The organism is Nocardia suismassiliense (assembly GCF_900269665.1).
Lineage (GTDB): Bacteria > Actinomycetota > Actinomycetes > Mycobacteriales > Mycobacteriaceae > Nocardia > Nocardia suismassiliense.
The window spans coordinates 8,464,594-8,490,519 of sequence record NZ_LT985361.1 but is presented as its reverse complement, the minus strand read 5'-3'; the positions used below and the strand labels follow the sequence as shown (position 1 = coordinate 8,490,519).

Annotated in this window: 23 protein-coding genes, 1 tRNA gene and 2 pseudogenes; 10 read left to right on the top strand and 16 right to left on the bottom strand. The window is 64.4% G+C overall.

What is annotated here, in order from left to right:
* Positions 1-47: 47 nt before the first annotated feature.
* On the bottom strand, positions 48-368 hold the full coding sequence (locus tag DBO33_RS38080) for an FmdB family zinc ribbon protein (RefSeq protein WP_107660954.1): 321 nt from the start codon (positions 366-368) through the stop codon (positions 48-50).
* 68 nt (positions 369-436) lie between these two features.
* Complete coding sequence (locus DBO33_RS38075) at positions 437-1,033, bottom strand: 5-formyltetrahydrofolate cyclo-ligase (protein WP_234391267.1); 597 nt, start codon at positions 1,031-1,033, stop codon at positions 437-439.
* 79 nt (positions 1,034-1,112) lie between these two features.
* Between DBO33_RS38075 and DBO33_RS38070 the strand changes: the two genes are divergently transcribed.
* The 5 genes from DBO33_RS38070 (at position 1,113) to DBO33_RS38050 (ending at position 5,780) form a co-directional block, all read left to right on the top strand.
* Positions 1,113-2,069, top strand: coding sequence for a UTP--glucose-1-phosphate uridylyltransferase (locus DBO33_RS38070; RefSeq protein ID WP_107660953.1), 957 nt, complete (start codon positions 1,113-1,115; stop codon positions 2,067-2,069).
* A gap of 129 nt (positions 2,070-2,198) precedes the next feature.
* Positions 2,199-3,458, top strand: a complete 1,260-nt coding sequence (glp, locus tag DBO33_RS38065; RefSeq protein WP_107660952.1) for a molybdotransferase-like divisome protein Glp — start codon at positions 2,199-2,201, stop codon at positions 3,456-3,458.
* A 12-nt stretch (positions 3,459-3,470) separates the two neighbouring features.
* Positions 3,471-4,121: a GNAT family N-acetyltransferase gene (locus DBO33_RS38060; protein ID WP_107660951.1), complete on the top strand. Its 651-nt coding sequence runs from the start codon at positions 3,471-3,473 to the stop codon at positions 4,119-4,121.
* A 284-nt stretch (positions 4,122-4,405) separates the two neighbouring features.
* A complete protein-coding gene (sepX, locus tag DBO33_RS38055) occupies positions 4,406-5,608 on the top strand; it encodes a divisome protein SepX/GlpR (protein WP_107660950.1) in 1,203 nt (400 codons plus the stop codon).
* A 99-nt stretch (positions 5,609-5,707) separates the two neighbouring features.
* Positions 5,708-5,780: transfer RNA gene (locus DBO33_RS38050), tRNA-Ala, on the top strand.
* Positions 5,781-6,360: 580 nt separating this feature from the next.
* Here the strand turns inward: DBO33_RS38050 and DBO33_RS43720 are convergent.
* The 5 genes and pseudogenes from DBO33_RS43720 to DBO33_RS38025 all read right to left on the bottom strand — a co-directional run.
* Positions 6,361-7,361, bottom strand: a pseudogene (locus tag DBO33_RS43720) (recombinase family protein); the annotation flags it as partial.
* A 167-nt stretch (positions 7,362-7,528) separates the two neighbouring features.
* Positions 7,529-7,747 carry a hypothetical protein gene (locus DBO33_RS38040; RefSeq protein WP_107659343.1) on the bottom strand — a complete coding sequence of 73 codons (219 nt, stop codon included), beginning with the start codon at positions 7,745-7,747 and terminating at the stop codon, positions 7,529-7,531.
* Positions 7,748-8,064: 317 nt separating this feature from the next.
* Positions 8,065-8,412, bottom strand: a complete 348-nt coding sequence (locus tag DBO33_RS38035) for a hypothetical protein (RefSeq protein WP_107659342.1) — start codon at positions 8,410-8,412, stop codon at positions 8,065-8,067.
* A complete protein-coding gene (locus tag DBO33_RS38030) occupies positions 8,409-8,666 on the bottom strand; it encodes a hypothetical protein (protein ID WP_107659341.1) in 258 nt (85 codons plus the stop codon). The genes DBO33_RS38035 and DBO33_RS38030 overlap by 4 nt, the downstream gene beginning before the upstream one ends.
* Positions 8,667-8,669: 3 nt before the next feature.
* A complete protein-coding gene (locus DBO33_RS38025; RefSeq protein ID WP_159080722.1) occupies positions 8,670-8,861 on the bottom strand; it encodes a hypothetical protein in 192 nt (63 codons plus the stop codon).
* Between the two features lie 169 nt (positions 8,862-9,030).
* On the opposite strand from DBO33_RS38025, the gene DBO33_RS44305 reads away from it, so the two are divergent.
* Complete coding sequence (locus tag DBO33_RS44305) at positions 9,031-9,459, top strand: helix-turn-helix domain-containing protein (protein ID WP_234391265.1); 429 nt, start codon at positions 9,031-9,033, stop codon at positions 9,457-9,459.
* Positions 9,456-10,256: a hypothetical protein gene (locus tag DBO33_RS38020; RefSeq protein WP_234391264.1), complete on the top strand. Its 801-nt coding sequence runs from the start codon at positions 9,456-9,458 to the stop codon at positions 10,254-10,256. The genes DBO33_RS44305 and DBO33_RS38020 overlap by 4 nt, the downstream gene beginning before the upstream one ends.
* Before the next feature lie 407 nt (positions 10,257-10,663).
* On the opposite strand, the gene DBO33_RS38015 is transcribed toward DBO33_RS38020, so the two are convergent.
* On the bottom strand, positions 10,664-14,491 hold the full coding sequence (locus tag DBO33_RS38015) for an NACHT domain-containing protein (protein WP_107659339.1): 3,828 nt from the start codon (positions 14,489-14,491) through the stop codon (positions 10,664-10,666).
* A gap of 480 nt (positions 14,492-14,971) precedes the next feature.
* Here DBO33_RS38015 and DBO33_RS38010 point away from each other — a divergent pair, with 480 nt between their 5' ends.
* The gene (locus DBO33_RS38010; RefSeq protein WP_107659338.1) at positions 14,972-15,964 is read left to right on the top strand and encodes a restriction endonuclease; all 993 of its coding nucleotides are present in this window, start codon (positions 14,972-14,974) and stop codon (positions 15,962-15,964) included.
* Positions 15,965-16,235: 271 nt separating this feature from the next.
* On the opposite strand, the gene DBO33_RS38005 is transcribed toward DBO33_RS38010, so the two are convergent.
* Positions 16,236-16,598, bottom strand: a complete 363-nt coding sequence (locus DBO33_RS38005; RefSeq protein WP_107659337.1) for a hypothetical protein — start codon at positions 16,596-16,598, stop codon at positions 16,236-16,238.
* Positions 16,599-17,065: 467 nt separating this feature from the next.
* On the opposite strand from DBO33_RS38005, the gene DBO33_RS38000 reads away from it, so the two are divergent.
* Positions 17,066-18,166, top strand: a complete 1,101-nt coding sequence (locus tag DBO33_RS38000) for a DUF4238 domain-containing protein (protein WP_107659336.1) — start codon at positions 17,066-17,068, stop codon at positions 18,164-18,166.
* A gap of 203 nt (positions 18,167-18,369) precedes the next feature.
* Here the strand turns inward: DBO33_RS38000 and DBO33_RS37995 are convergent, their stop codons facing one another.
* On the bottom strand, positions 18,370-19,440 hold the full coding sequence (locus tag DBO33_RS37995) for a hypothetical protein (protein WP_159080721.1): 1,071 nt from the start codon (positions 19,438-19,440) through the stop codon (positions 18,370-18,372).
* Between the two features lie 102 nt (positions 19,441-19,542).
* Here DBO33_RS37995 and DBO33_RS43300 point away from each other — a divergent pair, with 102 nt between their 5' ends.
* Positions 19,543-19,689: a hypothetical protein gene (locus DBO33_RS43300; protein WP_159080720.1), complete on the top strand. Its 147-nt coding sequence runs from the start codon at positions 19,543-19,545 to the stop codon at positions 19,687-19,689.
* A gap of 150 nt (positions 19,690-19,839) precedes the next feature.
* Here DBO33_RS43300 and DBO33_RS37990 read toward each other — a convergent pair.
* From DBO33_RS37990 to DBO33_RS37970, 6 genes and pseudogenes are all read right to left on the bottom strand, one after another.
* A pseudogene (locus DBO33_RS37990) lies at positions 19,840-21,104 on the bottom strand (replication-relaxation family protein).
* A gap of 408 nt (positions 21,105-21,512) precedes the next feature.
* Complete coding sequence (locus tag DBO33_RS37985) at positions 21,513-22,379, bottom strand: hypothetical protein (protein WP_159080719.1); 867 nt, start codon at positions 22,377-22,379, stop codon at positions 21,513-21,515.
* A 109-nt stretch (positions 22,380-22,488) separates the two neighbouring features.
* Complete coding sequence (locus DBO33_RS43295; RefSeq protein WP_159080718.1) at positions 22,489-23,010, bottom strand: hypothetical protein; 522 nt, start codon at positions 23,008-23,010, stop codon at positions 22,489-22,491.
* 48 nt (positions 23,011-23,058) lie between these two features.
* Positions 23,059-23,400 (bottom strand): helix-turn-helix domain-containing protein, encoded by a 342-nt coding sequence (locus tag DBO33_RS37980; RefSeq protein ID WP_107659333.1) that lies wholly within the window; start codon positions 23,398-23,400, stop codon positions 23,059-23,061.
* On the bottom strand, positions 23,397-23,780 hold the full coding sequence (locus tag DBO33_RS37975; protein WP_107660949.1) for a type II toxin-antitoxin system RelE/ParE family toxin: 384 nt from the start codon (positions 23,778-23,780) through the stop codon (positions 23,397-23,399). The genes DBO33_RS37980 and DBO33_RS37975 overlap by 4 nt, the downstream gene beginning before the upstream one ends.
* A gap of 107 nt (positions 23,781-23,887) precedes the next feature.
* Positions 23,888-25,831 (bottom strand): helix-turn-helix domain-containing protein, encoded by a 1,944-nt coding sequence (locus DBO33_RS37970; RefSeq protein ID WP_199856880.1) that lies wholly within the window; start codon positions 25,829-25,831, stop codon positions 23,888-23,890.
* Positions 25,832-25,926: the final 95 nt, after the last annotated feature.

Here is a 25,926-nt window from a genome sequence, read left to right as displayed (position 1 = left end):
AAGGGGCTAGCTGTGGATAACTGAGTGGCTGGGGATAACTCGACGAATCAGCTGGCCACAGCGGTGCTGGTGGTCGCGCTGCTGCCGTTGGACGAGCTGGAATCCGAGCTGCTGGAACTCGACGAGCTCGAGTCCTTCGAGCCGTTGGAACCGCTGTCGGACTTGGCAGGCTCGCTCGCGGTGGACGCGCCGCTGCGGCTGTCGGTGCGGTAGAAGCCGCTGCCCTTGAATACGATGCCGACGGAATTGAACAGCTTGCGCAGCTTTCCGGAGCACTCCGGGCACACGCTCAGCGCATCGTCGGAAAAGGACTGAACGATGTCGAAGCGGTTGTCACACTGGGTGCACGCATACGAGTAAGTTGGCACAGCATCCTCCGCAGGTTTCGTCATCTGGCACTCTACAGCCGACAGTGCCAACGTTGCCAATCTACCTTTCATTCCGCGGCGTGATCTTCGACAAGCCGGTGCAGCCCGCCGCGTGGGGTCAATGCCCAGCCCATTCGCACGTCGTGTGGCTGCTCGGGCAGCCGGTCGACCAGCTCGTCGTCCCGGACCACCGCGACCAGTCGCGCCTGCGGTGCCGCCGCGGCCAGCGTCCGGTCGTAATAACCCGCCCCACGCCCCAGCCGGACACCGCGCCGGTCCACCGCGAGCGCCGGGACCAGGACCAGGTCCGCTTGGCCGATCGCGTCGGTCGGTAGCACCTCGCCGGTCGGCTCGAGCAGGCCGAACCTGGCGCGCCGCAAGCTGTCCGGGCCGGTGTACTCCGCCCAGTTCAACGGTCCCGGCGGACCGGTGACCGGTACCAGCACCCGCGCACCCGCCGTCCGCACTGTGTCGAGCATCTCGGTCGATCCCGGTTCGCCGCGCATCGGCACGTACGCGCAGACCCATTCGCCCACGTCGAGCTGCCCGACCGCCGTGACCAGGGCCGCGACCTCCGCAGCGTGCTCCGCGGCAGGCATCGCCGCCCGTCGAGCAAGAATTTCGGTGCGCCATGCATGTTTTTCGCGCTCACCGGGCATCTCCATGTCGATCACCATAGGCTGACCGGAATACCGGTCGGCTCGACGTCGAGTCAGGGGCTGTGACGATGGATAGGGTATGCGCATGACAGCAAAGGCCGGACAATCCGGCGATGCCACGCTGGCTTCGTGCTTCCGCACGGCCGTAGTGCCCGCCGCCGGGCTGGGAACGCGGTTCCTGCCCGCGACCAAAACGGTGCCGAAGGAACTCCTCCCGGTGGTCGACACCCCCGGCATCGAACTGGTCGCCGCCGAGGCCGCCGAGTCCGGTGCCGAGCGTTTGGTGATCGTCACCTCGCCGGGCAAGGACGGTGTGGTCGCGCACTTCGTGGAAGACCTGGTGCTGGAGAGCACCCTCGCCGAGCGCGGCAAATTCCAGCTCCTCGAAAAGGTGCGCAAGGCGCCGGGGCTGCTCGACGTGACCTCGGTGGTGCAGGAGGAACCGCTCGGCCTCGGCCACGCGGTCGCCCAGGCCGAGGCCGCCCTCGATGACGATGAAGACGCCATCGCGGTGCTGCTCCCGGACGATCTGGTGCTGCCCTCCGGCGTGCTGGACGTGATGTGCCGGGTGCGCCGCAAGCGGGGCGGCACCGTGCTCTGCGCCATCGACGTGCCCAAGGACGAGGTCAGCGCGTACGGCGTGTTCGATGTGGCGACCGTGCCGGACGCGGTGAATCCGAATGTGCTGCGGGTCAAGGGCATGGTGGAGAAGCCCGCGCTCGCCGACGCGCCGTCCACCTTCGCCGCCGCCGGTCGATACCTGTTGGACCGCGCCATCTTCGACGCGCTGCGCCGAATCGAGCCGGGCGCGGGCGGTGAATTGCAACTCACCGACGCCATCGCGCTGCTCATCGCCGAGGATCATCCGGTTCATGTCGTGGTGCACCGTGGGTCGCGCCACGATTTGGGCAACCCGGGCGGCTATCTTCGTGCTGCGGTCGATTTCGCTTTGGAACGTGACGAATACGGCCCCGCCCTTCGGGAGTGGCTGGAGCATCGGCTCGGTCCCGACTGGGATCCGCAGCTGACCACCTACGACTGAGCGTGGGTTTCGTCGACAGTGGACCGTCGGGTACGAATGATGGTTCACCGTCGCGTGCGCTAATTGGTTGTGCCGAAGCGATATCGCGCGGTGCGATCGGTGGTGTGCGGAGAGATCAGGAAGGGCTGGATGCGCTCGGTTGAGGATCAGCAGATCAAGGTGACCGCCGCGGCGGTCGCGCCTCGGCCGGTCCGGGTCGCGATTTCCGAGGCCCAGGGCCTGCTGTGTGCCGAGGACGTCGTCACCGAACGACCGCTGCCCGGATTCGATCAGGCGGCGATCGACGGTTACGCGGTGCGCAGTGTCGATGTGGCCGCCGCGGGCACCGACATTCGCAACGAGGACGACGAACTGGTCGACCTCACGCTGCCGGTGGTCGGCGAGGTGATCGCCGGATCGCGTCAGCCGATCCGGTTGCAGCCGCGCCAAACCGTGCGCGTCGACACCGGCGCACCGCTGCCGACGCTCGCGGATGCCGTGCTGCCCTTGGACTTCACCGATGGCGGTCGCGCGAAGATCAAGATCTACGAGCCGGTTCGCTCCGGCGACTACGTGCGGCGCATCGGCGACGATGTGCAGCCCGGCGATGTCGCGGTGCGCGCGGGCACCATCATCGGCGCCGCACAGGTGGGACTACTAGCGGCCGTCGGACAGGACAAGGTGCTCGTGCATCCGCGGCCGCGGTTGTCGGTGATCTCGGTCGGCGGTGAGCTCATCGATATCGATCGCACACCCGGCCCCGGCCAGGTCTACGACGTGAACTCCTACGCTCTGGCCGCCGCGGCCAGGGACGCGGGCGCGGACGTCAACCGGGTCGGCATCGTGAGCACGGATCCGCGCCGGTTGCGCGACGTGGTCGAGGGGCAGCTGGTGCGCTCCGAGGTCGTGGTCATCGCGGGCGCGGTGGGTGGCTGGGCCTCGGATCAGGTGCGTGAGGCGCTGGAAGGGCTCGGCGAACTCGAAATAGCCCGTGTCGCCATGCATCCCGGTTCGGTGCAGGGCTTCGGCCGGCTCGGCCGCGACGAGGTGCCCACGTTCCTGCTGCCGTCCAATCCGGTCGGCGCGCTGGTCGTTTTCGAGGTGATGGTCCGTCCGCTGATCCGAATCGCGTTGGGGCGCAGGCATCCCATGCGGCGGATCATCATGGCCAGGACCATCACCCCGATCAGTTCGATGGCCGGTCGCAAGGGTTATCTGCGCGCGCAACTCATGCGCGACGAGGCCACCGGCGACTACCTCGTGCAACCGCTCGGCGGCGGCGCGGGCGCGTCGTCGCACCTGCTCGCCACGCTCGCCGAGGCGAACAGTTTGATCGTGATAGACCCCGACGACACCGAGATCCGCACCGGTGACGAGGTCAGGGTCGCTTTCCTCGCCCAGCGCGGCTGAGGCGTGGAGGCGATGAACGTGTTCCGGGTCACGCAGCATCCGGGCTGGCCCGCGCGCCTCGGTCCGGTGCGCGTCGGGGCCGGACAGGTGACGCTGCGCCCGGTGCGGCTGCGCGACGCCGCCGCGTGGAGCCGAATCCGATTGCGGGACAGGGCCCATCTGGAGCCGTGGGAACCCACCGGTCGCGGCGCCTGGGAGGCGCGCAACCACGCGTCCAACTGGCCGTCGCTGTGGTCGAGCCTGAAGGCCGAAGCGCGGCGCGGCGCGATGATTCCATTGGTGATCGAGGTGGACGGCGCCTTCAGCGGGCAGTTGACCGTCGGCAATATCGTGCGCGGCGCGCTGCGTTCCGGGTGGATCGGTTATTGGGTGGCCAAGGATCTGAGCGGCCAGGGCGTCGCGACCGCGGCGCTGGCGCTCGGCCTCGATCACTGCTTCGGGCAGGTCGGCTTGCACCGGGTCGAGGCGACGGTGCGGCCGGAAAACCTGGCCAGCCAAGCGGTCCTGCGCAATGTCGGTTTCCGGGAGGAAGGGTTGCTGCGCCGCTACCTCGACGTGGACGGCGCCTGGCGCGATCACCTGCTGGTCGGCATCACCGTGGAAGAGGTCATGGGCACGGTCGTCGACCGGCTCGTCCGCGAGGGCCGGGCCGTTCTGCCCTGAGAATCGTGCAATACGGACACGCCCGGCGCATCCGACGCGCGGAAGAATTGGTGGCTTTGTGACAGGTGTGGCGTATGTGCACGGCGCGCCTGCCGGATCTCGACGCGTCACGGAATTAACCTACGGACGTCGGAGGTGCGTCCTGCACCCCCGGCAGGGAGCCTGCGAGGCGACCGGCGACCACGCCGCAGCGACGGATGGAAGCCGGGCGGACGCGGGGCGTGCTGCGCACCGCTCGCCGGCCGAACGGACCACACCAGGCCGGGACGGAGGTGCTGACGGCAATGCCGAATTCGATTCTGTGGATCGGCCTGGTAGTGCTCTGGGTCTTCGTCCTGTTCCCCATCCTCGCCGACCGGCACCCGAGGATTCGGCGGACCACCGACGCGGCACTCGCCACCCGAGTGCTCGTCCGCGGAGATTCCAAGCGGCGCACCAAGAGTGGACCCGCCGCAGGCCACGAAACCGACCCCAATTGGCGGCCACGCCGCGTACAGAGAAAGCATCCCCACAGCGATGATGCGGAGGACCGGATGACAACACCGGCCGACGAACCCGTCACCGAAGGTGACCTGCCCGCGATCACCGAAGGCGCGGTGCCCCACCCCGATCCCGACATCGCTGACGCCGAGCTCGCCGACACCGAGTTGGACGACACCGAACTCGCCGACCCCCAGCTGAGCGACGCCGAGCTGGACGACGCTGAGCTGAGCGACGCCGAACTCGAGCAGGCCGACGCGGACGCCGAGGCAGCCGACACCGAAACGGTCACTGCCGGCACCGAATCCGCCGACGTGGACGAACCGGCTGCGCCGCACGACGACTCGGCCGATGATGACGTAGTGGGCGAAGAGCGCACCGAACCGGCTGCGGCCCGGATACCCCCCGCGCGCTCCACCGCGCCCGCCCGCGTCACCGACGACGACTACCTCGACGACGAAGCCGACGACCTCGCCCGCCGCGACTACGAAACCGACTCCGACGACCTCGATTACGTGCCCACCCGGCGCGGCCGCGGCGGCTACGACCCCGAAGCCGACGCCATCGCCCGCGCCGCACGCTACACCTTCCGCCAGCGCGCCGTCCTCGGCCTCGTCCTGGCCGGACTGCTATGCGGCGGACTCGCGGTCGCCGTGAGCCCGCACTTCTGGTGGGGCAGCGGCCTGTCCGCCTTCGTCCTCGTCGGCTACCTCACCTACCTGCGCAAGCAAGTCCGCATCGAAGAAGACATCCGCCGCCGCCGCGCCGCCCGCCTCAGCCGCGCCGAACAACTCGGCGAACACCGCGCAGGCCCCCGGCAAACCCAAGCCGCCCGCGCCGCCATGGACCGCGACACCGCCCGCGCCCTCCGCCGCCGCTCCGCCCTGCTCGAAACCGACGACGAAGACCCCATGTTCGACCACCTCGACCCCTTCGACCCCGCCACCGCCCGCGCCCTGCGCGACCGCACCGGCGGCGGCGACATGCGCCGTGCCGCCGGCGAATAACACCAGCGTGACTCCGCATAATCCCAGGTAAACCGCCCGATTCGGAGTCTCGCAACAACCTTTGCTAGAGTGACTGAGCGCGGTTCCCCGGAGCCGCACGGGGCTATAGCGCAGTTGGTAGCGCGTCTCGTTCGCATCGAGAAGGTCAGGGGTTCGATTCCCCTTAGCTCCACCGATCGTGTCATTGCACGAACCGACTCCATTGGGGCTGGTACCGCGGAAGCGGTACCAGCCCCAATGTCGTTTCCGGGTTGGGGGATGCGGTATGTGGGGACGAGGCGGTCGGGGCCGGTGATGGCGACTTGGGCGACGAGCGCCTCGATCAGCGCCTTGGCTTGGGTGCGGCTGCCGGTTGCGATGATTTCCGCGATGTGGTCCGCGATGCCGTCGAGCGTGGTGGTCTCGGGGGCTACAGGTTCGTTGTCGAGCGTGATCGTGAGTTCGTCGCGGCGGGTAGTGAGCTGGGTTGTCTTGGTCCGCAATTCGCCGAGTCGTCCGGCGAGGAGTTCGGGGTCGAGGGTGCCGTTTTCGAAGGCGTTCAGATAGCGGTCGATCGCCTGTTGGGCCTTGGTGAGTTCGGCAGAGACGGCAGCGAGTTCGGCGCGGGTGCCGCTACTCGAGTCGTGATGGTGGAGCTTCTGGGCGGTGATGGCTCGGCGGATCAGATCGTGGCGGGTGCGGTAGAACTTGCCCAGGGCTTCGAGGATGGCGGCGTCGACGGAGTCGGCGTCGAGGCGGGTGAAGTCGCACTTGTCGGTGTCGTAGCGGGCGCGGTTGAAGCAGGTGTAGGTGCGGGAGCGTCCGGTGGCGCGGGTGCCGATCATGGCGCGCCCGCAGCGTGGGCAGCGCAGGCGGCCGGTCAGCAGGTAGTCCGAGGAGTTGGCGACGCGGTGGGCGTGGGATTCCCCGCGTGCGTCGAGCACTGATTGGGCGTGGTCGAAGGTTGCAGTGTCGATGAGGGCGGGGTGGGTGTCGGTGACGGTGGTGCCGCGGAAGGTTAACTCGCCGAGGTAGATCCGGCTGTTGAGGATCGCAGGACGTGGTGGCCGGACCATTCGCGGCCGGTGCTGGCGCGATGTCCGCGAGTGTTCAACTCCGCGGCGACGGCACGGGCACCGAGACGGCGGCAGGAATAAAGGTCGAAGATCATGCGCACCACCGCGGCTTCGGCTTCTTCGACCACTAGCGTCTGTGTGGTTTTGTCGACTCGGTAGCCGTAGGGTCGTTTGCCGCCCTTCCATTTGCCTTTGGCGGCTTTGCGTTCCATGCCTGCGAGGGCGCGGTCGATGATGGTGTCGCGTTCGAACTGGGCGAACATGCCCAGCATCTGCACCAGCATGCGACCCATAGGAGTGGAGGTGTCGAATGGTTCTGTGGCGGAGCGGAACACGACTTTGGCTCGGTCGAGTTCATCGAGCAGGGTGACCAGGTCACGCAGGTTGCGGGAGAACCGGTCGACTCGGTAGACCACGAGCACGTCGATGACCCCGGCTCGCGCAGCTTGCAGGGCACATTGCAGACCTGGCCGCTCGGTGCTGGCACCGGATGCGTCGTCAGTGAAGCTGGCGGTGTGTCGCCAGCCGGGCTGGGAATCGATATAGGAGTCCAGGCGGGCGTCCTGGGCTTCGATGGAGTAGGGCTGGTTGTCTTCGGTGGTGGGGCGGCGGGTGTAAGTCCCTACCCGGACGTCCTGTCCCCATACGGCAACGTCAGTGGCGATACGGGATGGTGAGGATTTCTTGGTGCCCGCCATGCTGCCGGTCCTTCCCATTGATACACGCTTCTCGCAAACGTGGACGTCCGAAACATACTGTGGCAGAACGGAATTCTGGTTCGGGCGTCGGGGTGCGCCGCCGGGTCTATTGTCGCTCGATCGGTTTTCGAATGTGTTGGTGTGGCGGGTATTTCGGTAGCCGCGTGTCATGCGGCGTTCCGTTCGCCGTTGTCGGTGTGGTGACGGTGGGTCCATGCAGTGAGGAGGTCGGCGAGGAGGGTGACGGCATGGTCGTGTTGGGTGGTGGTCAGCGCTTCGGTGTCTACTCGGTCGATGTGCCAGCGTTTATGGGCGCGGTCACGAGCAGGCGGCTTGGCGGGTTCTGTACCGGTCGGGGCGTGTTTTCCGGGTTCGGGACGTTCCATCGGGGCTCCTGTGGGATGTTCGGCGTTTGGAGTGGCGTCACCCTGTACTGGCAGGAGAACCCGCGTTTATCCGCGTACGGGACCGGAATTGATGCAATTCCGTGTTCCGCGGTCAAAGTTCGGCATCAATCACGGGATCCGCTGGGTTCCGGCATATAGGGGTGTCGCGCCTGTTAACTGCCGAGAAGGGGCCCGATTTCGACATTTCAGTGCGAAACGGTTCAATAACGATCGGTGTCGCCGCAGGAGAGCGCCCCAGGGGCGATTCTCTTGTCCCTGGGGCGCTTTGGATGCAGTCACGGCGGTGGGTGACACGCCTATCGCCGGTTGACCAGCCCGGTCTGGTCCTGTCCGTCGTTACTGGCGGTGGTGAATTTGGTGTCGGTGTCTATGCAGATCACTTCGGTGATCTTGACGAGTGCCGGGATGTCGTCAGGTTCGAAATGGTCTGCGCTCGGCGCGATCACGCCGTTGGCGTGCTCGCTGTAGGCGAGGTTCATCAGGCGGTTGATCACCGCGCCGCCGGGTCGGTCCGGGTCGCCGTAGTACACCAGGATCACCGACCACCCGCGCTCCGCGGCATGCGCGTGGATCCGCGCCTCGTCTTCACGCCATCGGTCGCCGGACACGGCCGGTCGTAGGAATCCGATCACATAGTTGCTCATGGTCGGATCCCTGCGTAGTCGCGGTACACCGGTCGGGTGATCGCGAGACGTCCACGGTCCGTGCAGCGCCACTGTGCTGGACCTTGCATGGTGCCCATCGCCAGCCCGGTGCGCGACGGTCGCAGCAGCGCCCTATGGACCGAGATCTCGGGCAGTAGGGTCGCGCGGCAGAGTTGCCGCACGGTCAGCGTGTGCGGCGGGTCGAGGTTCGACAGTGCGCCAGGGACTTTCGCCTCGGGTTCGGTGAACGCCATCGCTCACCACCTCCTGCTGATCGGTACGTATGGGTGTGGTGGTTCGGCTGCCAGGCGCGCTTGAATGTCGGCGACAGTCAGCCGCTTCGGCCGCTGGCTGCGCTCGGCGTCCGGCAGCGCGTGAGCAGCCTGGAAAACCAGCACTAGCGCGATGATGGTGGCGGCAACGATGATTTCCATGTCGGGTGTCTCCATGTCCCTTGCAACGGTGTTGGAGTGCACCCGACGCCGGGGACTGGTGATCGAACCGACGTCGGGGCAATGTGGAACGTATGCCCGGCCGACGCCGTGAACGGGTACGAACGTACCCCCAATGCCGTTACGCTGGCGATTGTCGTGACAACACGACCAGGAGGTGGTCCTCGTGAGTGGTTCAGCAACTCCCACCGAGATCGGACAGCGGGTCCGGCTGCACCGGGAACGTGTCGGCATGGCGCGGCCGGTGTTGGCCGCGCAGATCGGCCGGTCCGCCGAATGGTTGAAGGCGCTGGAGAACGGCAACATTCAACGCACTCCCAGCCTGGGGTTGTTGTTGCGCATTGCCCGCGTCCTCGACCTGGATGATCTCGCCACGCTCACCGGAGACGATCACGCCGTGCCGGTCACGGTGTTCGCGGGCGAACGCCACGCGGCCCTCACTGATGTGCAGGCCGCGCTGACCGACTATCGCATCACGCCCAGTGATCGGCGGGTCAGCGTCGCCCATCTCGATGAGCGGCTGCGCAAGGCATGGCGTATCCGCCACTCCAGCCCCGATCACCGCTCGCAGTTGGGTGCGCTACTGCCTGGTTGATCCGCGATGCCCAGGCCGCCGCACGTACTGCCGAGGACCGCCGCGCCGCGCGCCGGACCCTGGCCGGTGTGTACCAGCTGGCCGATTTCTACGTCGCGTACCAGCCCGCGCCCGAGTTGGTGTGGATGGTCGCCGACCGCGCGGTGAACGAAGGCTACGAGGCCGACGACCCCTATGTCATCGCGTGCAGCGCCTGGGCGATGGTGCAAGCCTTACGTGATTCCGGGCGATGGGAAGAGGCGATTGCGCTGGCCTGCAACGTGATCGACCAGATCACTCCCTATCTCGAGCGCGCCGAGACCCCCGATGATTGGCACGGCATCGTCGGCGCGCTGGAATTCGAGATCGCCTACGTCCACGGCCGGCGGGGCCGCTCCGGCGATGCTTGGCGCGGCCTTGAGCGGGCCGGCCGTATCGCTCGGCAGCTCGGCCCGACGTATCGGCACGTGCAGACCAGCTTCTGCCAACCGGTTATGGCCGCGCACGCAACAACTCTCGGCGTGGAACTGCGCCAGCCCGGCGAGGCGTTGCGTGCTGCCCGTTCGATCGATACTGACCGTATCGTGTCCGTGCCCCGTCGTGGCCGCCACTTCATCGAGGTCGCCCGTGCCTACATGCAGCGCGATGAGAACACTGCGGCGCTGATGATGCTGGTGAAGTCGGAACAGACTGCGCCCGAGACGATCCGATACAACGGGTTCGCCCGTGACATGCTCCGGAACCTGTTGAAAAAACCGCCGACGGGCATGCGCACCGATGTCCGCGAGCTGAGCCAGCGGGTGGGTATCCGCGTCTAGACCTGACTGCGTTAGCAAGCCGTCACAGTAGGTTGCCCGGCACTGATCCGGGTCCGTGCCGCAGCAGGCCTGGCGTGCTACGTCGCAGTCTCGCGCTCGGCCAGGAAGACGTCGAGAAGTTCAAGATCGCAGCTAGCAGGCGCACTCCCTGTTCCGAGAGGTGCGGTCGACGCCGAATTCCTTGTCCGGCAGCGCGATATCTTCGATCAAGGCCCACCAGCCGAGGCTGCATTCACGGCGAGCATGATGGGCGAGTAGCCATTCTCGGAAGCCGTTCAGGCCCCGCCCACGACATCGGAATGAGTAACGACGCCCGTATCTAGCGGTGTGCTGCGTGTCGAATTCCGCTCCCAACCTGGTGATCGGCGGTGACCGAAGTGCGGGTTGCTCCCTGCTCATGTCGACACTCAGTGCTGGATGCCTTGTTTGGTGCGCTGCCTTGTGTTGGTCAGCAGATCTGTTCTCGTGATTTCGAGTCTGCATGGTTGCGACGCGGCGGTCAGGGCGTGGAGGAGGTAGTCCCGTCGTACCAGTAGCGCCCGAGGTCCCGGTGTGTGCAGTGACGGGTCGGTGACGACGAGCGTGCCGTCGTTGCTGCGGTAGTCGAGATTTTCCCCTGTCCACTGCGCGCCGAGTAGCTGTGCTACTTCGTGGTCGGGCATGTCGGTGCCGGATTCGTCCATGATGCGGACCGCATCCCACCATTGCTCGTATCGAATGTCCGATTCACGGGCTCTGTCGGCGAAGAACAATCCCTGCGATGGCGGCGCGCCTGCTACCGGCTGGTGTGTGAAGAATTGCATGCTGATGTGGACGTTGAGTTTCGATCTGTAGCCGGGGTGCGGCATGCCGTCACGGCGTGGCTGCGCGAATCGGAATGTGTTCGACTGTGCCAGCCAGTAGAGCTCGCTGCGGGGTGGAGCGTATTGCGCGGGGTCACTCCAGTGAAAGCTGGCTCTCATGATGATCCACTGAGTACCTGCCGGGTCGGTCACCGTCGCGTCCAAGACATCGTCGGTGTGAGCTGGGGCCACCCACCAGCGGTCGTTGGCGGTGGAGCTGCGCCAGATTCCTGCGGTCAGCGGCACAGTGGGGTCGATGTGGAGGAAGGGGCGCAGGATGTGGTCTCCAGGACGGGGAGCGCAGGCCGGGTTCTGTTTCGAACCGGCCTTCACGTACCTGTGGCCGGACCAGCACGACCCTCCGATGCGATATCGGGCGGCTTGGTGCAGATACCACCGTTCACGCACGATGTCGCTGAGGAGTTCATCGGCTGTCGTGCGGTATCGGCCCTTGGGCTTGACCTGCTGTCCCATCTGCCGCAGCTGCTTGGGTCCGATTCCCAGCGAGTTCCACAGCAGTCGTTCATAGCCTCTGCTGCCGTCGGGAGATTGACCATCCTCGAACAACGCCACGACGTCGGCTCCTACAGCGCTGAGCGTCCACGGTCGGCGGTGGGCTCCCCATCGACGCGAACGTCGGGGCATATCTTCAGCGCCGAGAAGGTACTCCTGGAAATCGGGCACCTGCTGTCCCGTTCGGCGGAACGCGCTGTCAGTCAGGCGATACGAAAGTTCGAGGGTTCGATACATTTGCGGCCGCACGGCCGCCAGAAGGGTGTCGGTGAGCTGTTGTGCGGGTGCTGAGCTGGGCCAGCGTAGCTCCACCCCGAGGACCGCGGTGACCAGCATCTCGATGCGGTGTTCGTCGTGTGACAGGTCAGGGTCGTCGAGCAATTCGTCAAGCAGGTCGGGGTGTGTGTGGAATTCTTCGCACAACCAGCGCGTGGCGAACTCGCGCAGTTCCCTGTTGCGAAGTGACCAGCTCCACCAGAGCAGCAGGTTGGCCAGCGCTGTGCGGTTCTCCTTAGGAATTGGGGTGGTGGTGATCCAGGTGTAGATGGCGCTCAGGATCTCGACGTCGTCATCGTGATCGAGGCATTCATCGAGCACGCGCGGCCACACCGAAGAGCGCAGTGCCGGGGGCATTGTTTGCAGGGTGCGGGCAAGCCATACCGGTGACACCGCATCGGGCCCGGCCAGGACGTTGGCCAGAGCTGCGAAACAGACGTACGAGCCCAACTGCGGGTCGTGCAGTGCCGTGCCGGCGAGCTCAAGTGTCGCGGACGTGTAGCTGTGAAGTGTTCGGGTCTGCAGTGTCTGGCTGAACGCCGCCATCAGCTCCGTTGCCGGTACTCGTCGGCTCAACCAGATAGGCAATTCGGTGCCGACATTCGGCTCGGCGGGACATTGGGCAGCGAGCAGCCGCAAAAAGTCGGTTCGCTCGTCGACGTCGGTGGGTATCTCGGCCAGGACTGCGTCGCGACCGCGGCGCACGAGCATTCGCGTTCGAGCTGTCTCTTCGACCCGTTGCCAGCGGAACCTGACCTGATGCGGATCGACCTCGGACTCCTCCAACAGGCCGTGGTCGATCAGGTACGCGACCAGGGCGTCGGTTTCGGTGCGGGTAGCGTGCAGTGCCGTGGCCAGCGCGCTGCGGGTGATCTGCCCACCGTGGTCGGTGAGGACCTCGATGGTCTCGATGATGAGCTGGCGCACCGCCGCTCGTGGTGGGTGGGGATACTCGTCGGCGAGCACCTCGACCCAGCGGCGAAGCAGATCCGATAACTCGATGGGCGCCAGCAGCGGCAACCGGTGATCACCGGGCTGTGTCAGTCTCTCGTGCGAAAAGACCACGGCAGCGATCCGTACCGACAGGGGATTGGTCATGGCTGGGCCGAGGTGAAACACCGACGGTATGTTGAGGAAGCTGGCGAGTGCACGGCGCATTGCAGCTGTTTCAGGACCGGCATGCCAGTATTCGACCGGGTCGAGGTCGGGTTGGTAGGCACCAGGTCGGCGACAGGTGACGATCAGGCGAATGTTTCGGAACCGGGCCAATGCCTGCCTGAGGTGGCGGAGATGTTCACGGTAATCGCCGTCGACCTGCCACTCGTTCAACCCGTCGATCGCCACGATGAACGGGTGCTGCGAGCAGTGTCCGATGATGTCGAGAAGGCCCAGGAAAGCATTGACTCCCAATCCGGCACCCGGAAGATGTCGCCGCCAATCCTGCTCCAGGATCGCCGTATCCGGCTTGGTGAACGACTTGGCTCGCACGAACAGCACCGGTGTACCCGCACGCGCAATCGCGTCGATGTGGCGAGCCAGGTGATAGGTTTTTCCGGTGCCCCAGCGACCGGACACGATGAGGCATCGTTCATCCACCGACCGCGCCAGGGTTTTCAGCATCGACACTTCCCGCTCCAATGCGCGGGCGGTGTCCAAGAAGGCGCGCAGGGTTGCAAATGTGGTCTCATTCTCAAACCGAGCCCGGTCATCGCGTTCTCGGTCTGCCCCATCGAGGTGGCGGGCTGCCTCGGAGATATGGCGGCCCACTGTGTCGAAATGATCGGACACCTCGTCGAATTCCTGCGCTCGAGCCAACTCGTCGACGGGCGTGCTGGCAAGCTGCTCGACGGTCGAAGACAATCGCGCGAAGTCGGCGGCCGCGCAGATTTTCGCGCGCACTACGTCTGGAACCGCTCGATATCGGTTCGAGTACTCGTAACGCAGGGCGTCGAGTCGGTCGAACATCCCCCCAGCCCGTCGGGGCCCACCAGTGAAGACGTGCAGGACAGACTCGAGTTCGGATTCGAAGTGCAGTCCGAATTCTCCGGGGTCGGCCACCTTGTCCAGTGTCGCCACCAACGCCGACTTCGTCAGCAGCGCAATGTCGTCGCGCGAGACCACCACCTCACCGAAATACAGCTGGGTCAACTCCGCCGACATCCGCTCGACCAGGAGCCGGATCTGCGTCAGCGGCACAAAATGCACCCTGACAGCGCGGCCGAACTCGCTCAACGCGATGCTCTCGCATTTCGCGACCGCCTCGCGGATCGTTCTCCCGCGCGCCGCGACATTATCCTCGAACAGTGAGCACCACGCGAAGTCGGTGACGCCGCGATGGTCTGGAGTGCGCAGGACCATGCGCAGCGACGACTCCACCGCCGAAGCCTCCTTCCCGAGGTCGGCATGGGCCTTGGCCTGCACGGCCAGCACGCGGCCACCGGCCGTTCCCACGATCGCTTCCGCACCGCCGTCGTAATTGGACCCCAACACGCGGACCCACTCTGCCGCCGTCCCGATCAGCAGTACAGCCAACTCCTGGCTGACCAACTGGCACAGATGCTCGAATACCGTGGCCTGCTCACCCAACGCGCTATTCAGCCGCATTTCGCGCCCCTCTCCACCGCCGCGATGATCTGTGCCGCGACATCCAGCGACATCCCAAGACTCCCCGCCCGGTCATGGTGGCATAGTCGACCGACAACCCTTGCGAGGATCCAGGGGCAAATTCGGCAGAGCCCAGGTCGCCGACGCTGAGGTGGTTGTACGAGCCGTCGGAAACCTGGTCGAGGCCGTGCACGGCCAGAGGCTCGCACCCTGAAAATCCGCGTAGCTCCGGAAAAACTTCGTGACGGCAAGCGCAACTACCGACAAGCCTCAGACTCACTGCGATCAAAGATGCATCACTTTGCCAAGGGCCTACTTGCCGAGTTCTGTCGTGACGTCCTATGCCTCGGGTGGTGCAGAGGGCTACCGGTTGAGCAGTTGGCAACATTAGGGTCGGACTGTGCGGAACCTTCACTGCCAGTAGCCTATTCAATCGGAGTGCCTGACCGAGTGAGCTGACCGGAAAGCTGAGGAACCCGAGTGCTGGATCTGGATAGCCTCGATTGGCAGATGTTCGAGGCGCTTGTGGTTCTGCTACTTCGGCGCGAAGGATTCGAACTTTCGGCGACGGGTAGCGACCGCGGCACAGACAACGGCGTGGATGCTCTCGGTGCAGCGCCAGACGGCGCTCGGCTTGCGGTGATCGTTAAGCACATGCGCGGTCAAGGAGGGATGTCGACTGCGGCGCGCCACGCGGTCGTTGTTGCTGAGGGGCTTCGTGTTCAATTCCCGAATTACCAGGTGCTGTTCGTAGCGTCCCGCGAGATTCCGTCACCAACGATGTCCTTGCTCGAAGAGAACAAAATTCGATGGCTTGGTCGGGCAGATCTCAATGTGCTGCTCAGAAAATATCCCGAGGTAGCTGAGGCTGTTCAGGCTAAAGCCGATGCGCGTGATCTGTCGGATCTATTTGCTCAGCCCGAAGGCGGGACTGCTCTATCACTCGAACAACAAGTGACTGATCGGCTGGCTGCGGTAACGCCAGGAACGGCCGGGTGGAAAGAATATGAGAAATCTGCAGCGGGGATTCTTACTGAGATATTTGCACAGCATTTGAATCCTCCAATGTTGCAGATTCGCTCCGACGATGGTCTGGACATTATGGATGCCATATTTGACATCCCCGATGAAGGGTCGGTATGGGAGCGGATACGTGCAGACTATCGTACGTACTTCGTCGTTGCTGAATTCAAGAACTACACCGATCAGATCGGGCAGAACTCGGTAACTCAGCTGGCTGACTATCTGTGGGTTGACGCATTTCGCATGTTTGGACTTCTGATTTCCAGGGAGGGGCCGAAGCAGTCGGCTGCGGATACGCGGCGTAAGGTATGGCTGAAAGAGAAAAAGCTAATTGCTTTCCTGGCCGATGAAGACCTTATCGAGATGGCGCGCCGGGTAGATGAGGGAAAGAATCCATACGGTGTCATCCGCGAGCAACTCATCGAATTTTTCCGGACCCTCGCGCCTTGATCGCCACCCTGACGCAGCGCGTCCAAGCCGACATGACTAGCGATCCGCATCGCGAGCTCGGCACCGCCTCTGTGCATCTTTCGCAACTCGCCCGGGTGCGCCGGGTTTGATTTCAAGCCCGCTGTCGCCCGGCGGCGACCGAACGCACTGTCGTGCCGAGCACCGGCCGAGGTGAGGCGATCGGTTCGTTGTGACGGACGCGAGTGGTTCCAGAGACGGACCGGGGAGGAACAGCGGGCGAGAGTCTGTGCGGTGATGGGTGGTGTAGAAGCTAGAGGGTTTCGAGCCCGCCCACAGCTGCGACCAGCGAGCGCAGGGCTTCGATGATGGCTGCTTGTTGCTCGTCAGGAGCGGCCGCTGTGGATGCATGGGCGACTGCCTGACGCGCATTTTGCAGGTGTTCAGACTCGATACTGCTCGCGGCCTGTTTGCTAGCGGCGGTGATGATGGCCCGGACGCGCACGAATTCGGTCTTCTTTGTATCCCCCATGAGTTCAGGCCAAGGCGCAAGGCTCGATGATCCCTTTGCTGCCCAGTGTTGCCGCGCGGCTTCCCAACCGATTTCCGCAAGCTCCCACAGCCTCGCCTCCTCGATGGCATTCACTTCACAGTCCCTGCCCGTCTCCCGGTACATGGTGGCTCCTCTCGGCTAGTGCAGCCATCGTCTCGTCCACCGATGACTGAGCGGTGTAGACACACCACACTGGTCGAGACCTTCGATGCCCCGTCTTGCCGCATGCCGCGCGGTTCGGGCGTGCGCAGGGACTAGAAAACAGAGCAGGAACCGGTTCCGCTTTCTGCACCCCGCTCGTGGTCCCACGACTGGCAACGCGGTGGTCGCTCGACGGTGGCAATTGACATGGACACTCCATCGCGACGGCGCGTTATCGACCACCCGCAGCCTGAGATGACCGCAGTGAGTTCACTCCGACTCGTCCGGCGATTCCGGTGGGGCTGAGTCGTCCTCAGGCTGGCAGTGGCGGCCGCTTCGGACCGCGCACTATGCGGCTATGAGCGCACGCAAGTATCTGGTCAAATCTGCTTCTGCGCTCGACCTTCCAACGGAGAGATGGTTCCTGCTGACCGCTATCGTTGTTGACCATGACGATCGTCAACAAATGGCTCAGTGATGCTGAGATCGAACGATCGAAGGAGCGCACACGCAATAACCCTCAACGGACGCGCGTGCACCACTTCGTACCGCAGATGTACCTGCGACGATGGGCATCCTCTGGCCCCGATGGCCAGCTACGCTTCACCGAAATCTCGACCAGTGGCAGCGACCTCGATGTTCCGGAGGAGATCGCGAACGACGAGTATTTCTATCAGATCGTCGGCGCCGGTATCGATCCTGACGAGGTACCAGACCTCTGGTTTGAAACTCACATGTCAAGGATCGAAGACGCCGCTGCGCGCTGGCTTCGGGCACTCGACAATCGTGCAGTCGGGAAGATTAGCGACCCCAACCTCACCAGCAATCTTGCAGTGTTCGTCGGCTTGCAAAGCCAGCGCACCCCTCGGGCACGTGCTAGTAATCTCGATATCAGCGCTGCTCGGGACCGATTTGACGTTCGTGAAGCACTCGACCATCCGGTGATATTGCCAATCCTGTGTGCCGCTACTGGTATCGCCTATTCGAGAGCACGGCATCACGCGATCATCGAGGGAATTCTGTCCCAACCGGAGTTCAGCAGCGAGGCCAAGCCTGCCGCGGTTGATACCGCGATCAAGGTTTGGCGCAATCACATCACTCCATTTCTGGCTAAACGCACCTGGTGGCTCATAACTTCAGAAGATCCGCTTCTGACCTGTGATGAACCAGTTGTACGAATTGGTTGGCCTGGGCAGCAACGCCATCCGGCACCGAGCTTCTTTACTGCGGCAATGGTCCTGTTTGCCATTAGCCCACACCGGCTGATACTGGCCACGCCCGAAGAGTTGTGTCTGCGGCCGCCTTTCGCCCTCACGCCGAGCGAGACTCGCGCAGTCAACATGGAAATCGCATCGAATGCCCTCGAATTCACATACGAAGAGCCAGGCAGCGATATCACGGCGCACATGACGCTACCGCCTCTCCCACCCTTCGACAGGTCCACTGCGACCAACCTCTGGGAAGCGGTGCTTCCGCCACCCGGTCGATGGGCGCAGCGGGCTGATGCGCCAGACTGGCCGCTCCAACGCTGGACGGCCACCAGTCAGTAGCTCAAACACCTGCGTTTCACAGAGGTGGATGATCATGTTCGACCCACTGAAGTCGGTGTGGATTTAGGCGGTTATCGCAACACTTGTTCGAATGCTTCTGGTGGTGTGCGGAAACGGCGGCATCCACGTGCACTTCAAACGCACCACCCTCAACCGCTCCCCTTCGGTTCCGCTGCCGACGATCGCAGACGCCTGGTCGCCCGCTATTCCGGCAGCGGAGACTTCCGCGTTGCCGCTGCAAGAAGATCCAGCGCCGGTAGGTAGCTGCGGTCCTCTAGGAGGATCAATACGATCAGCGCGGCCATGCGATGCCAGGCATCGGTCCGCAATGACGTTGCGATAGGCACGATCATATGAAACAGCGCGTTCGCGTCGATTGAGCTTGTGCTGGCCGCGAACATGTGTTCAGTCGAATCCTCGAACTCTGGTCTTCCATGCAGGAGGAGACACAGCCTGCCCAACTCCGCGACACGCGCGAGTTTGTCGCGGGTCTCCCGAATCGTCGTGAACTTGAGATCAACGAGTCGAGCCATGAGGGTTACGGTCGGAACGTATTGGGTGCGGTGTCCAGGTGCTTTCCCTGTGCGTTCGAGATCGCCGAAGAGCTTTTCGATCGCTATTCTTTCCTCGTCGTATAGCGCATGTGGATCCGCGGAAAATAAGCTCATGCTTCGCAGCATGGCTTCGGCAACGATGTCGGCGCCAGGGTCGACGTCGCCGCCGAAAGCCAAAGCGTGCCAGAGCGCTTCGATCTCGACATTGTCGCCTTCGAGTCGGTGCCAGGGGTCGGTGCGGCTGATGAAGTCGTCCGACTTCTTCTTGGCTTGGCGAAACTGCTGGGAGGCCAGTCGATAAGCGATATCGACCGCATCCTCAGAGGTTGCTCGACGGTGTTGGATGGCTCGCTCGATACGCCTGTCGAGCGTTCGGCTTCCGTCGGTCAGGAACCACATGAGGGCGGACCGAATCCCGGTTTCCGGGATGTCCAGGCAGGAATCCAGCAGATCCTGATGATGGGGGTCGATGGTGAAAATCTCGAGCACTGATTCATAGATCGATCTGCCACGCCGGGTCGTCACGGCAAGAGCTTCGGCTATGCGGACCGTCTCCATCTCGCACACGGATTTCGATCCGCGACCCGGATAGGTTCGCCGGTGCTTTGGCAAGGCGCCGGCATGCCGCCACCGCTCAAGCTGGGCAGCACTGACCCGCAACCCGATTCCCTTGAGGTGGGCCAGTAGCTCGGTATCCGCTGGACTCTGCGTTCTGACCACCCCTCCAGCCTAGAACCCCGCGATGTTCGCCTGATCCGGCGTCGTCCGTCCCTGGCCTACTGATGATCGTCAATGGACGACAAGCAGATTGGATGAAGTGTGATGGCAGGCAAGCATCGACGGGATCGGATCAGCCATTCGCCGCGGACCGACGAGAAGCTCTCCGAGGTCGGCAAACTCGCCATCGGTACGGTGATCGCCGCCGTGACAAGGGAACTGGCAAGCCGACTGCTTGAGCTGCTGCGGTGATCATGCCCCCCCGAATGCGGTGATGGGATGGGCGCGTCGAGCGCGGCGTAGCGGTAGTCAAGGAAGGCACTCCAGAGTGCCGAAACGAGCCAGGATCTGACCCAGTAGCCGGTGGCGACCGGACCGAATCGATTCTGTGGCTACCTATGTTCAGGAGTCTGTCTCGATGATGATCTGCTCCGACGGATCGGAACTCGCGGTCTGGTGTGTCGCGTCGGTCCTCACTCGGTTCGAGTCGAGAACGACGCGAGCATGCCGGTTGTTGGCGTCGAAGGCGGCTTCGTTGTAAGGCTGTCTGGTATCGGTGCGGTGGGCGATGCGGGGACCGCGTTCGGGCAAGTCGGCCAGGTGGACTCGCTGGGTCACGGTTTCGCTGTGGGGTGTCCACGGCGCCCAGACCGGGCCTGCGGGGCCCTCGAGATGCGCGTCATCACGGGCCATGGTGACGATCGTGATATCGAGGAGGTAGCCGGACACCGCCCGGCCCAGGGCTGCCCGTAACGCCGTCTCGCGGCGGGACGAGTGCAATGAGAACAGCAGGATGCCGAACTCGTCGGTAGGGAAGCGTTGGTAGGTGGCGATTTTGGCGGTCAGGATGGTCAATGACTCTGTGCCGGTGTCGTATTCGAGGAAGAACCGCACCGCGCGGTCGTGCTGTTCCCAGCAGCCGTAGCTGTCGGGGCGCAACCCGACGGTTTCCCCGGAGTACAGCTCCAGTCGGAAGCAGTCGGCGCACTGCCGCTCCGACCACCAGTGGGTCAACCCGGCCACCGGCTCCGGGCTGGTGGTGTCGCGGTGGCGAGCGGGGTTGCGGTGCGCGGCCAGGGCGCAGAAGAAGTCGTTGACCCGAGCCGGTGCTTGAGGGTGGGCGAGCAGGCCAGTCGTTCCAGCATCAGGGCATGGGCACCCGGGGCGGGTGGTCTCTCGGCGCGTTGTGCGGCGATCAGGCGTGCGCCGAGATAACCGAGGGCGTGGCGGGTTTGGCTGGTGCCGCCGCCGTAGAGCGACTCGCGGAAGGCGAAGAGCATGCCCATCTCGCGCAGTTTCCGCAGCCGGTCTTGTGCGCGTCGGGTCGAGGTGAACTCCAGGGCGGCAATTTGGTCGGTGGTGAGCACCCTGTGTTCGGCCAGGATCGAGAGCAGGCGTCGGTCGCGGTCGAGCAAGCGGAACCACGGTCCGGCGTCCGGGTGCCCGCCGTGGTGGACGGCGCGCCGCCGGGAGCGTGAGGGTGTATGAGTACTGATACTGAGTCTGGATTTCGACCCACAACCCCGATCATGGTTCTGAGCGGCGCGGATGCCGTAGCCGTGTTCGGCGTTTGGGGTGGCGGCTATAGGACGCCGAGCAGACGCCGACCCGAACGCAGTGCCATCCGCTGATCCATCCGCAGCCCTACGATCGTCGTGGCCGCTCATCGGTCACCACCGCCCGCCACCGGCCGGGAACCCACGGGTCGAATCATGATGTCCGGCCCGTCGACCAGCACCGCCCGGTTCGTATGCTGGTCCGTCAGGTCCACCGAATGGAAGGCTCGTGCTCGCAAAGAGCGCGAGCCTTTTCGGTTCCGCGTGTCTTGTGGGGGCGCAGCCCCCACACCCCGCCCGGCGGGGCTTCGCCCCCGGACCCCCTTCTCGGGTTTGCCTACATGAAGGCTTCGCCGCACGGACCCCCTTCTCAGGTTCACCTACCCAAGCCGTTGACTGCCCGGACTCTTTCCTCCGGTCCGCCTAGCCGAGGCTGCGCCCCGGACCCACTGTCGGGTTTGACGACCCGAGTCCGGCACCGCTGGGGGAGGGCCAATACTGAGTCGTGCGGAGTTTCGGTTAGCACCACACGACTGGGTTGCTGGTGTCCACGGCGGCTTGGAGCACTCGTGTCAACGGAATGAGTATGTAGTCGAACCGGTCTGGGCTGACCGGCATGTTCTGCACGCGCATCCGGCGCGGGTAGCTCGGAGAGTTCGTCGGATTGATCGGTCCGTGCACCGGAACCTTTGTCCGCTGTCCGGTGTCGAGGTCGGTGAACCAGTATCCGCGCCGCCACGACTTTTTCTGGGTGAAGTTGCGCGCTCGAAAGATCTCCGATTCGGGATCTGCGGCGGTGTCGACGATCGTGAGTCCGGCTGCGGCATCCAGTGCGAAGTTGTGTTTCGTCCGGCCATCCCAGCTGAAAACTCCTCCGTATGCCGGTACCGCGGTGATCAGCGTTTCACCAGTCGAGGCATCGACGAGAGTGGTTTCGGTGTCGACATTGGGCCGGTCGCGAAATTCGGCGATCTCGACGAGCGCAGATGAGGCTGACATTGGTGACAGCTGACCACCGTTGCGGTCGGGAAGTTCCTTGGACAGGGTCGGGAAGTCGGCTGCTCCGGCTACCTCCAGGGCTGACCGAAAGAGTCTATAACCGGACCAGTTCGAGATTCGTTCGGACGCGAATTCCATATGTTCGTGCGGACATGCGCCGTCGCGGATCCAGCCGTCCAGACCGTGGTGCTGATCTTCATGCCCTTCGTAGGGCAGCGAGAGCGTCAGATAGCCCGCGCCGTCTTCAACGATCAGGTCTGCCGGTACCGGCGCGGCGGTGGTGCGGCCGTCCTGCCAGCATCGGCAGCGTACGAAGGCATCCACTCCCACGTCGCCATCGTAGAGACGGCTTTGACTGATGCGTGTCAGTGCCGCAACGCTTTCCACGTCACTGGCGAACCCCCTGCTGACGAGCTTCGCACCGCCCTGCTCGCAGCCGACCCACGAGTTGAGCGGTTCTCGAGGTTCTTCACCTGTTTGCGCCTGCCGGGCTTGTCTACTCCAAAGGTGGGCAGTTCGATGTCGCGATTGATACACGCAGGATCTGCGACACAATGTCACGGCGACGATCTGGGGCGGTTTTGCGGAGTCTGTCGGCGGGAACAATCTCTCGGCCGAGGCCGTCGCCCTCCTGGAACAGCACAACTCCGTGCCACATACCGTTCCGGTCCCGACGCCACACCAAAAGAATCCCCTCGCGGATCTCTGATTCGGTAGAAATTAGGCAGGGTGTCAATTTTGAAATGTATCGAGCTTGAGCCTCTTTGGGCAGGCACATCACGCAGGGTGCACCGTGGCGGCGTGCGGCTTGCAGACCGACCACCTTGACACAGGCGTTTCGGCCGCAGCGCTCAGCGAGGCGATAATCCGCATCCAGCGCTCCGCACTCACGATATTGGTGGTACACGGTGCGATCGGCTCCACGAGGGACGATCAAAGCTTGTGCGGCCAGGTCGAAGGGTATGTCGTCATTGAATCGGGTGGGAGAGAACCATTGTCGATAGAATCCACGAACCATCGAGACTCCCTTCGCTGCCGATTGTGGCAGCGTCGTTGTCTGCTCAGTTCAGGCTGCGTCGGTTTGGTGGCTGCTGAAGTTGACTCGGGTGTCCTCGGCATCGAGGGCGATGTTGAGGGTCGCGTCCAGGGCTTCGGCGAGTTTGGCGAGCAGGGGCAGCGTTGGCACGGTGTCGGAGCCTTCGATGCGCGAGATCTTGGCTTGGGTGAGCCCCGCTCGTTCGGCGAGTTCGGCTTGGGTGAGGCCGAGTTCGGTCCGTCGGTCGTAGACGGCTTGGGCCAGCGCCATAGAGAGCCGGATTTCGCGGCGTGCGTCGATGACATCGTCAGGTTCGGTGTAGCCCTCGGCGAGTTTGCGCTCCCGCAGGGTCTTCCAGCGTGTGTGGCTCATCGGTCCAGTTCTCCTCTCTCGATTGTGCGGGTGAATTCTTGATGGGCGGGTTCGTGTTCCGCCTGACAGACCTGTTGGGCGAGTTTCGCGCGTTTGACCTCGGCGTCTTCTCGCATCCGGGTCTTGCGAAACACGGTCAGCAGAATCGCTCGCCGTCCGGGCGCGAGCCAGTAGGTGATGCGGATGGCGGCGCCATCTACAGTCGGGCGCAACTCCCGGACCCCGTCGCCGAGATGCCGGGCGTAGGGCTCACTGAGCGACTCTGCCCGTTCGGCGAGTAGGCCGACGTATTCGTCGATCTTGAGGAAGTGCCTGGCCGGCAGCGCTTCGAGCCAGTCTCGCACCTCCGGCTCGATCTCGATGGTGAACAGTTCACCCATGGTGACAAGCATATATGTCGTCAGCGACATGTGGCAAGTGGCGGTGCGGTCGACGCCCCGCACCGCCACTCCCGGCCTTTCCTCCCTCGAATGCCCACTTCATCCCCTCACGACGGAAAGGCGGCTGATTCGCGGAGGCGGTGTAGGCGTAGGGCGAGTTGGATTTCTAGGGCGCGGTCGGGGTGCTGCCATCCTTCGCCTAGTAGGGCGGTGATGCGGTCGAGGCGTTGGGTGACTGTGTTGACGTGGATGTGGAGGAGTTTGGCGCTGTTGCTGAGGCTGCAGCTGGTGGCGAAGTAGGTTTCCAGGGTGTCGATGAGGGGGGCGCCGCGGCGGAGGTCGTAGTCGATTACGGGGCCGAGGGTGGTGTGCAGGAAGGTCAGTACGTTATCGCCGCTGTTGATGAGCAAGCCGATGAAGCCGAGATCTGCTGCGCTGGCGGATGATCCGTGTTTGCCGAGTGCGTTCATCAGCTGGATGCATTGGCGGGCTTCGCGGTAGGCGGCGGGCACGCGGTTCGGTAGGTCGACTGGTCCGGAGCCGGCGACTGTCGCTGAAATACCCAGTGCGGCACGGAGTTCCTTGGCGACGCAGTGGGCGGTGGCGGAGGCGTCGTTGCCGGGGAGCAGCACGACGGTGTGCCGGCCGCGAGTTACGGCCAAACCGTGGCGGGACATTACGTAGTGGGTTGTCCACGCTGCGGCGCGGTGGTGGCCGCCGTGTTCGGCGACGACGAGCATCTGCGGCTGGGTCAGATCGATGCCGAGCAGTGTGGCCCGGCTGTGTAATGCCTTGTCGTCGTTGACGCGACCGTCCAGCAGGTCGTCGAGAAGTTCGCCGCGTACTCGTCCCTCGGCTTCGGCGATGCTGCGCTGGAACAGCAACAACAGTGCGGTGACGAGCGCGGCTCGCTCCAGGATGCGCTGATCGGCGGGCGGCAGTTCGCCGGGATGATGTAGGACGAGCGTGCACAACGGTCTACTGCCTGCGCCGCCCGGTGCGGCCCACAGCTCCTTCGCGACTACGGTTCGGCCGAGTTGTGCTGCGGTAGCGGCTATTTCGCCGACGGTTTGTTCATCGCCGAGTTGCTCATGCGCGCCGACGGTTTGTTCGTCGCCGGATTGCTCATGCGCGCCGGCATCCGGGGCGCCGATTTCGGTGAGTCTGCGCCCGTCGGCGTCGAGTACCAGCAGCGCACCGCCGAGGATGTCGGCGGCCACGGTCGCGACATCCGCTACGCCGCCGCCTCGAACGACCAGATCGGTCATCCTGTCGTGTGCCTGCGCGGCGCGTTCGACGGTGTTGTAGTGCGCGTGCATGGCCGCGCTCGCCGCGCTGAGTTCCGTGAGGGCGGTGCGTGTTTCGGGGAGCAGCCGCGCCGAATCCACGGCGATCGTCGCGTGCGCGGCGAGGGAGACCAGCAAGGCGATCTCTTCGGGAGCGTAGGGCCGGAAGTCGCGATGCGAGGCGAACAGGACACCGATGACCTGGTCGCCGAGCTTCATCGGCACGCCGAGGATGGCGATGAGACCCTCCTCCCGCACGGCACTGTCGATCGCCGCGGTGTGGCGGAACCGTTGGTCGGCAAAGTAATCCGCGGTGCTGTACGGCATTCCGGTCTGGGCGACCAGTCCGCCCAGACCGTCGCCCATCGCCAGCCGGGTGGATCGGAAGGCCTGCGAGCCGGACCCGTCGGTGACTCGCATGAAGGTGTCGCCGCGCTGTGGATCCGGCAGTGTCAGGTAGGCGACATCGGCGTGCAGCAGCCGTCGCGCGCGGTGCACGATGGCTTGCAGGACCGCGTCCACATCGCGTAGTCCGGCGAGGTCTCCGGCAGTGTCGAACAGTGCGGCCAATTCGGCCTCCCGGCGAGCTCGGCGCTCCAGCAGCGCGCGGACTCGTAGCGCGGCGCGTTTGGCGCTGTCCAGCTCGGCCAGTTCAGCGGCGGAAGCACCGGCGGTGCGCGCTTCGAGCAGTGGCGCTTCGAATTCGACGGCAGGGGCTTCCCGCTCGAGCAATTCCAGGAAGATCTCGCACGTCACGGCCATCATGGTGTAGCGCCTCCGCTCGGGGCGACATCGGCAGCGCTGGCATCGATCCGGGCGTTGGTTGCCGGTCGCCATCGCCTGCCGGTCGGGGCTGTCGG

What these genes read in the sequence shown, in the direction of transcription:
- DBO33_RS38030 (WP_107659341.1), bottom strand. Translation starts at nt 8,666, where the DNA reads ATGGCGTTCACCGAACCCGAGGCGAAAGTCCCTGGCGCACTGTCGAAC.
- DBO33_RS37980 (WP_107659333.1), bottom strand. Translation starts at nt 23,400, where the DNA reads ATGAGCCACACACGCTGGAAGACCCTGCGGGAGCGCAAACTCGCCGAG.
- DBO33_RS43300 (WP_159080720.1), top strand. Translation starts at nt 19,543, where the DNA reads ATGGCAGGCAAGCATCGACGGGATCGGATCAGCCATTCGCCGCGGACC.
- DBO33_RS38075 (WP_234391267.1), bottom strand. Translation starts at nt 1,033, where the DNA reads ATGGAGATGCCCGGTGAGCGCGAAAAACATGCATGGCGCACCGAAATT.
- DBO33_RS38015 (WP_107659339.1), bottom strand. Translation starts at nt 14,491, where the DNA reads ATGCGGCTGAATAGCGCGTTGGGTGAGCAGGCCACGGTATTCGAGCAT.
- DBO33_RS38025 (WP_159080722.1), bottom strand. Translation starts at nt 8,861, where the DNA reads ATGGAGACACCCGACATGGAAATCATCGTTGCCGCCACCATCATCGCG.
- DBO33_RS43295 (WP_159080718.1), bottom strand. Translation starts at nt 23,010, where the DNA reads ATGGTTCGTGGATTCTATCGACAATGGTTCTCTCCCACCCGATTCAAT.
- DBO33_RS37970 (WP_199856880.1), bottom strand. Translation starts at nt 25,831, where the DNA reads ATGATGGCCGTGACGTGCGAGATCTTCCTGGAATTGCTCGAGCGGGAA.
- DBO33_RS38070 (WP_107660953.1), top strand. Translation starts at nt 1,113, where the DNA reads ATGACAGCAAAGGCCGGACAATCCGGCGATGCCACGCTGGCTTCGTGC.
- glp (WP_107660952.1), top strand. Translation starts at nt 2,199, where the DNA reads ATGCGCTCGGTTGAGGATCAGCAGATCAAGGTGACCGCCGCGGCGGTC.
- DBO33_RS37975 (WP_107660949.1), bottom strand. Translation starts at nt 23,780, where the DNA reads ATGGGTGAACTGTTCACCATCGAGATCGAGCCGGAGGTGCGAGACTGG.
- DBO33_RS38035 (WP_107659342.1), bottom strand. Translation starts at nt 8,412, where the DNA reads ATGAGCAACTATGTGATCGGATTCCTACGACCGGCCGTGTCCGGCGAC.
- DBO33_RS38005 (WP_107659337.1), bottom strand. Translation starts at nt 16,598, where the DNA reads ATGTACCGGGAGACGGGCAGGGACTGTGAAGTGAATGCCATCGAGGAG.
- DBO33_RS38040 (WP_107659343.1), bottom strand. Translation starts at nt 7,747, where the DNA reads ATGGAACGTCCCGAACCCGGAAAACACGCCCCGACCGGTACAGAACCC.
- DBO33_RS38060 (WP_107660951.1), top strand. Translation starts at nt 3,471, where the DNA reads ATGAACGTGTTCCGGGTCACGCAGCATCCGGGCTGGCCCGCGCGCCTC.
- sepX (WP_107660950.1), top strand. Translation starts at nt 4,406, where the DNA reads ATGCCGAATTCGATTCTGTGGATCGGCCTGGTAGTGCTCTGGGTCTTC.
- DBO33_RS38000 (WP_107659336.1), top strand. Translation starts at nt 17,066, where the DNA reads ATGACGATCGTCAACAAATGGCTCAGTGATGCTGAGATCGAACGATCG.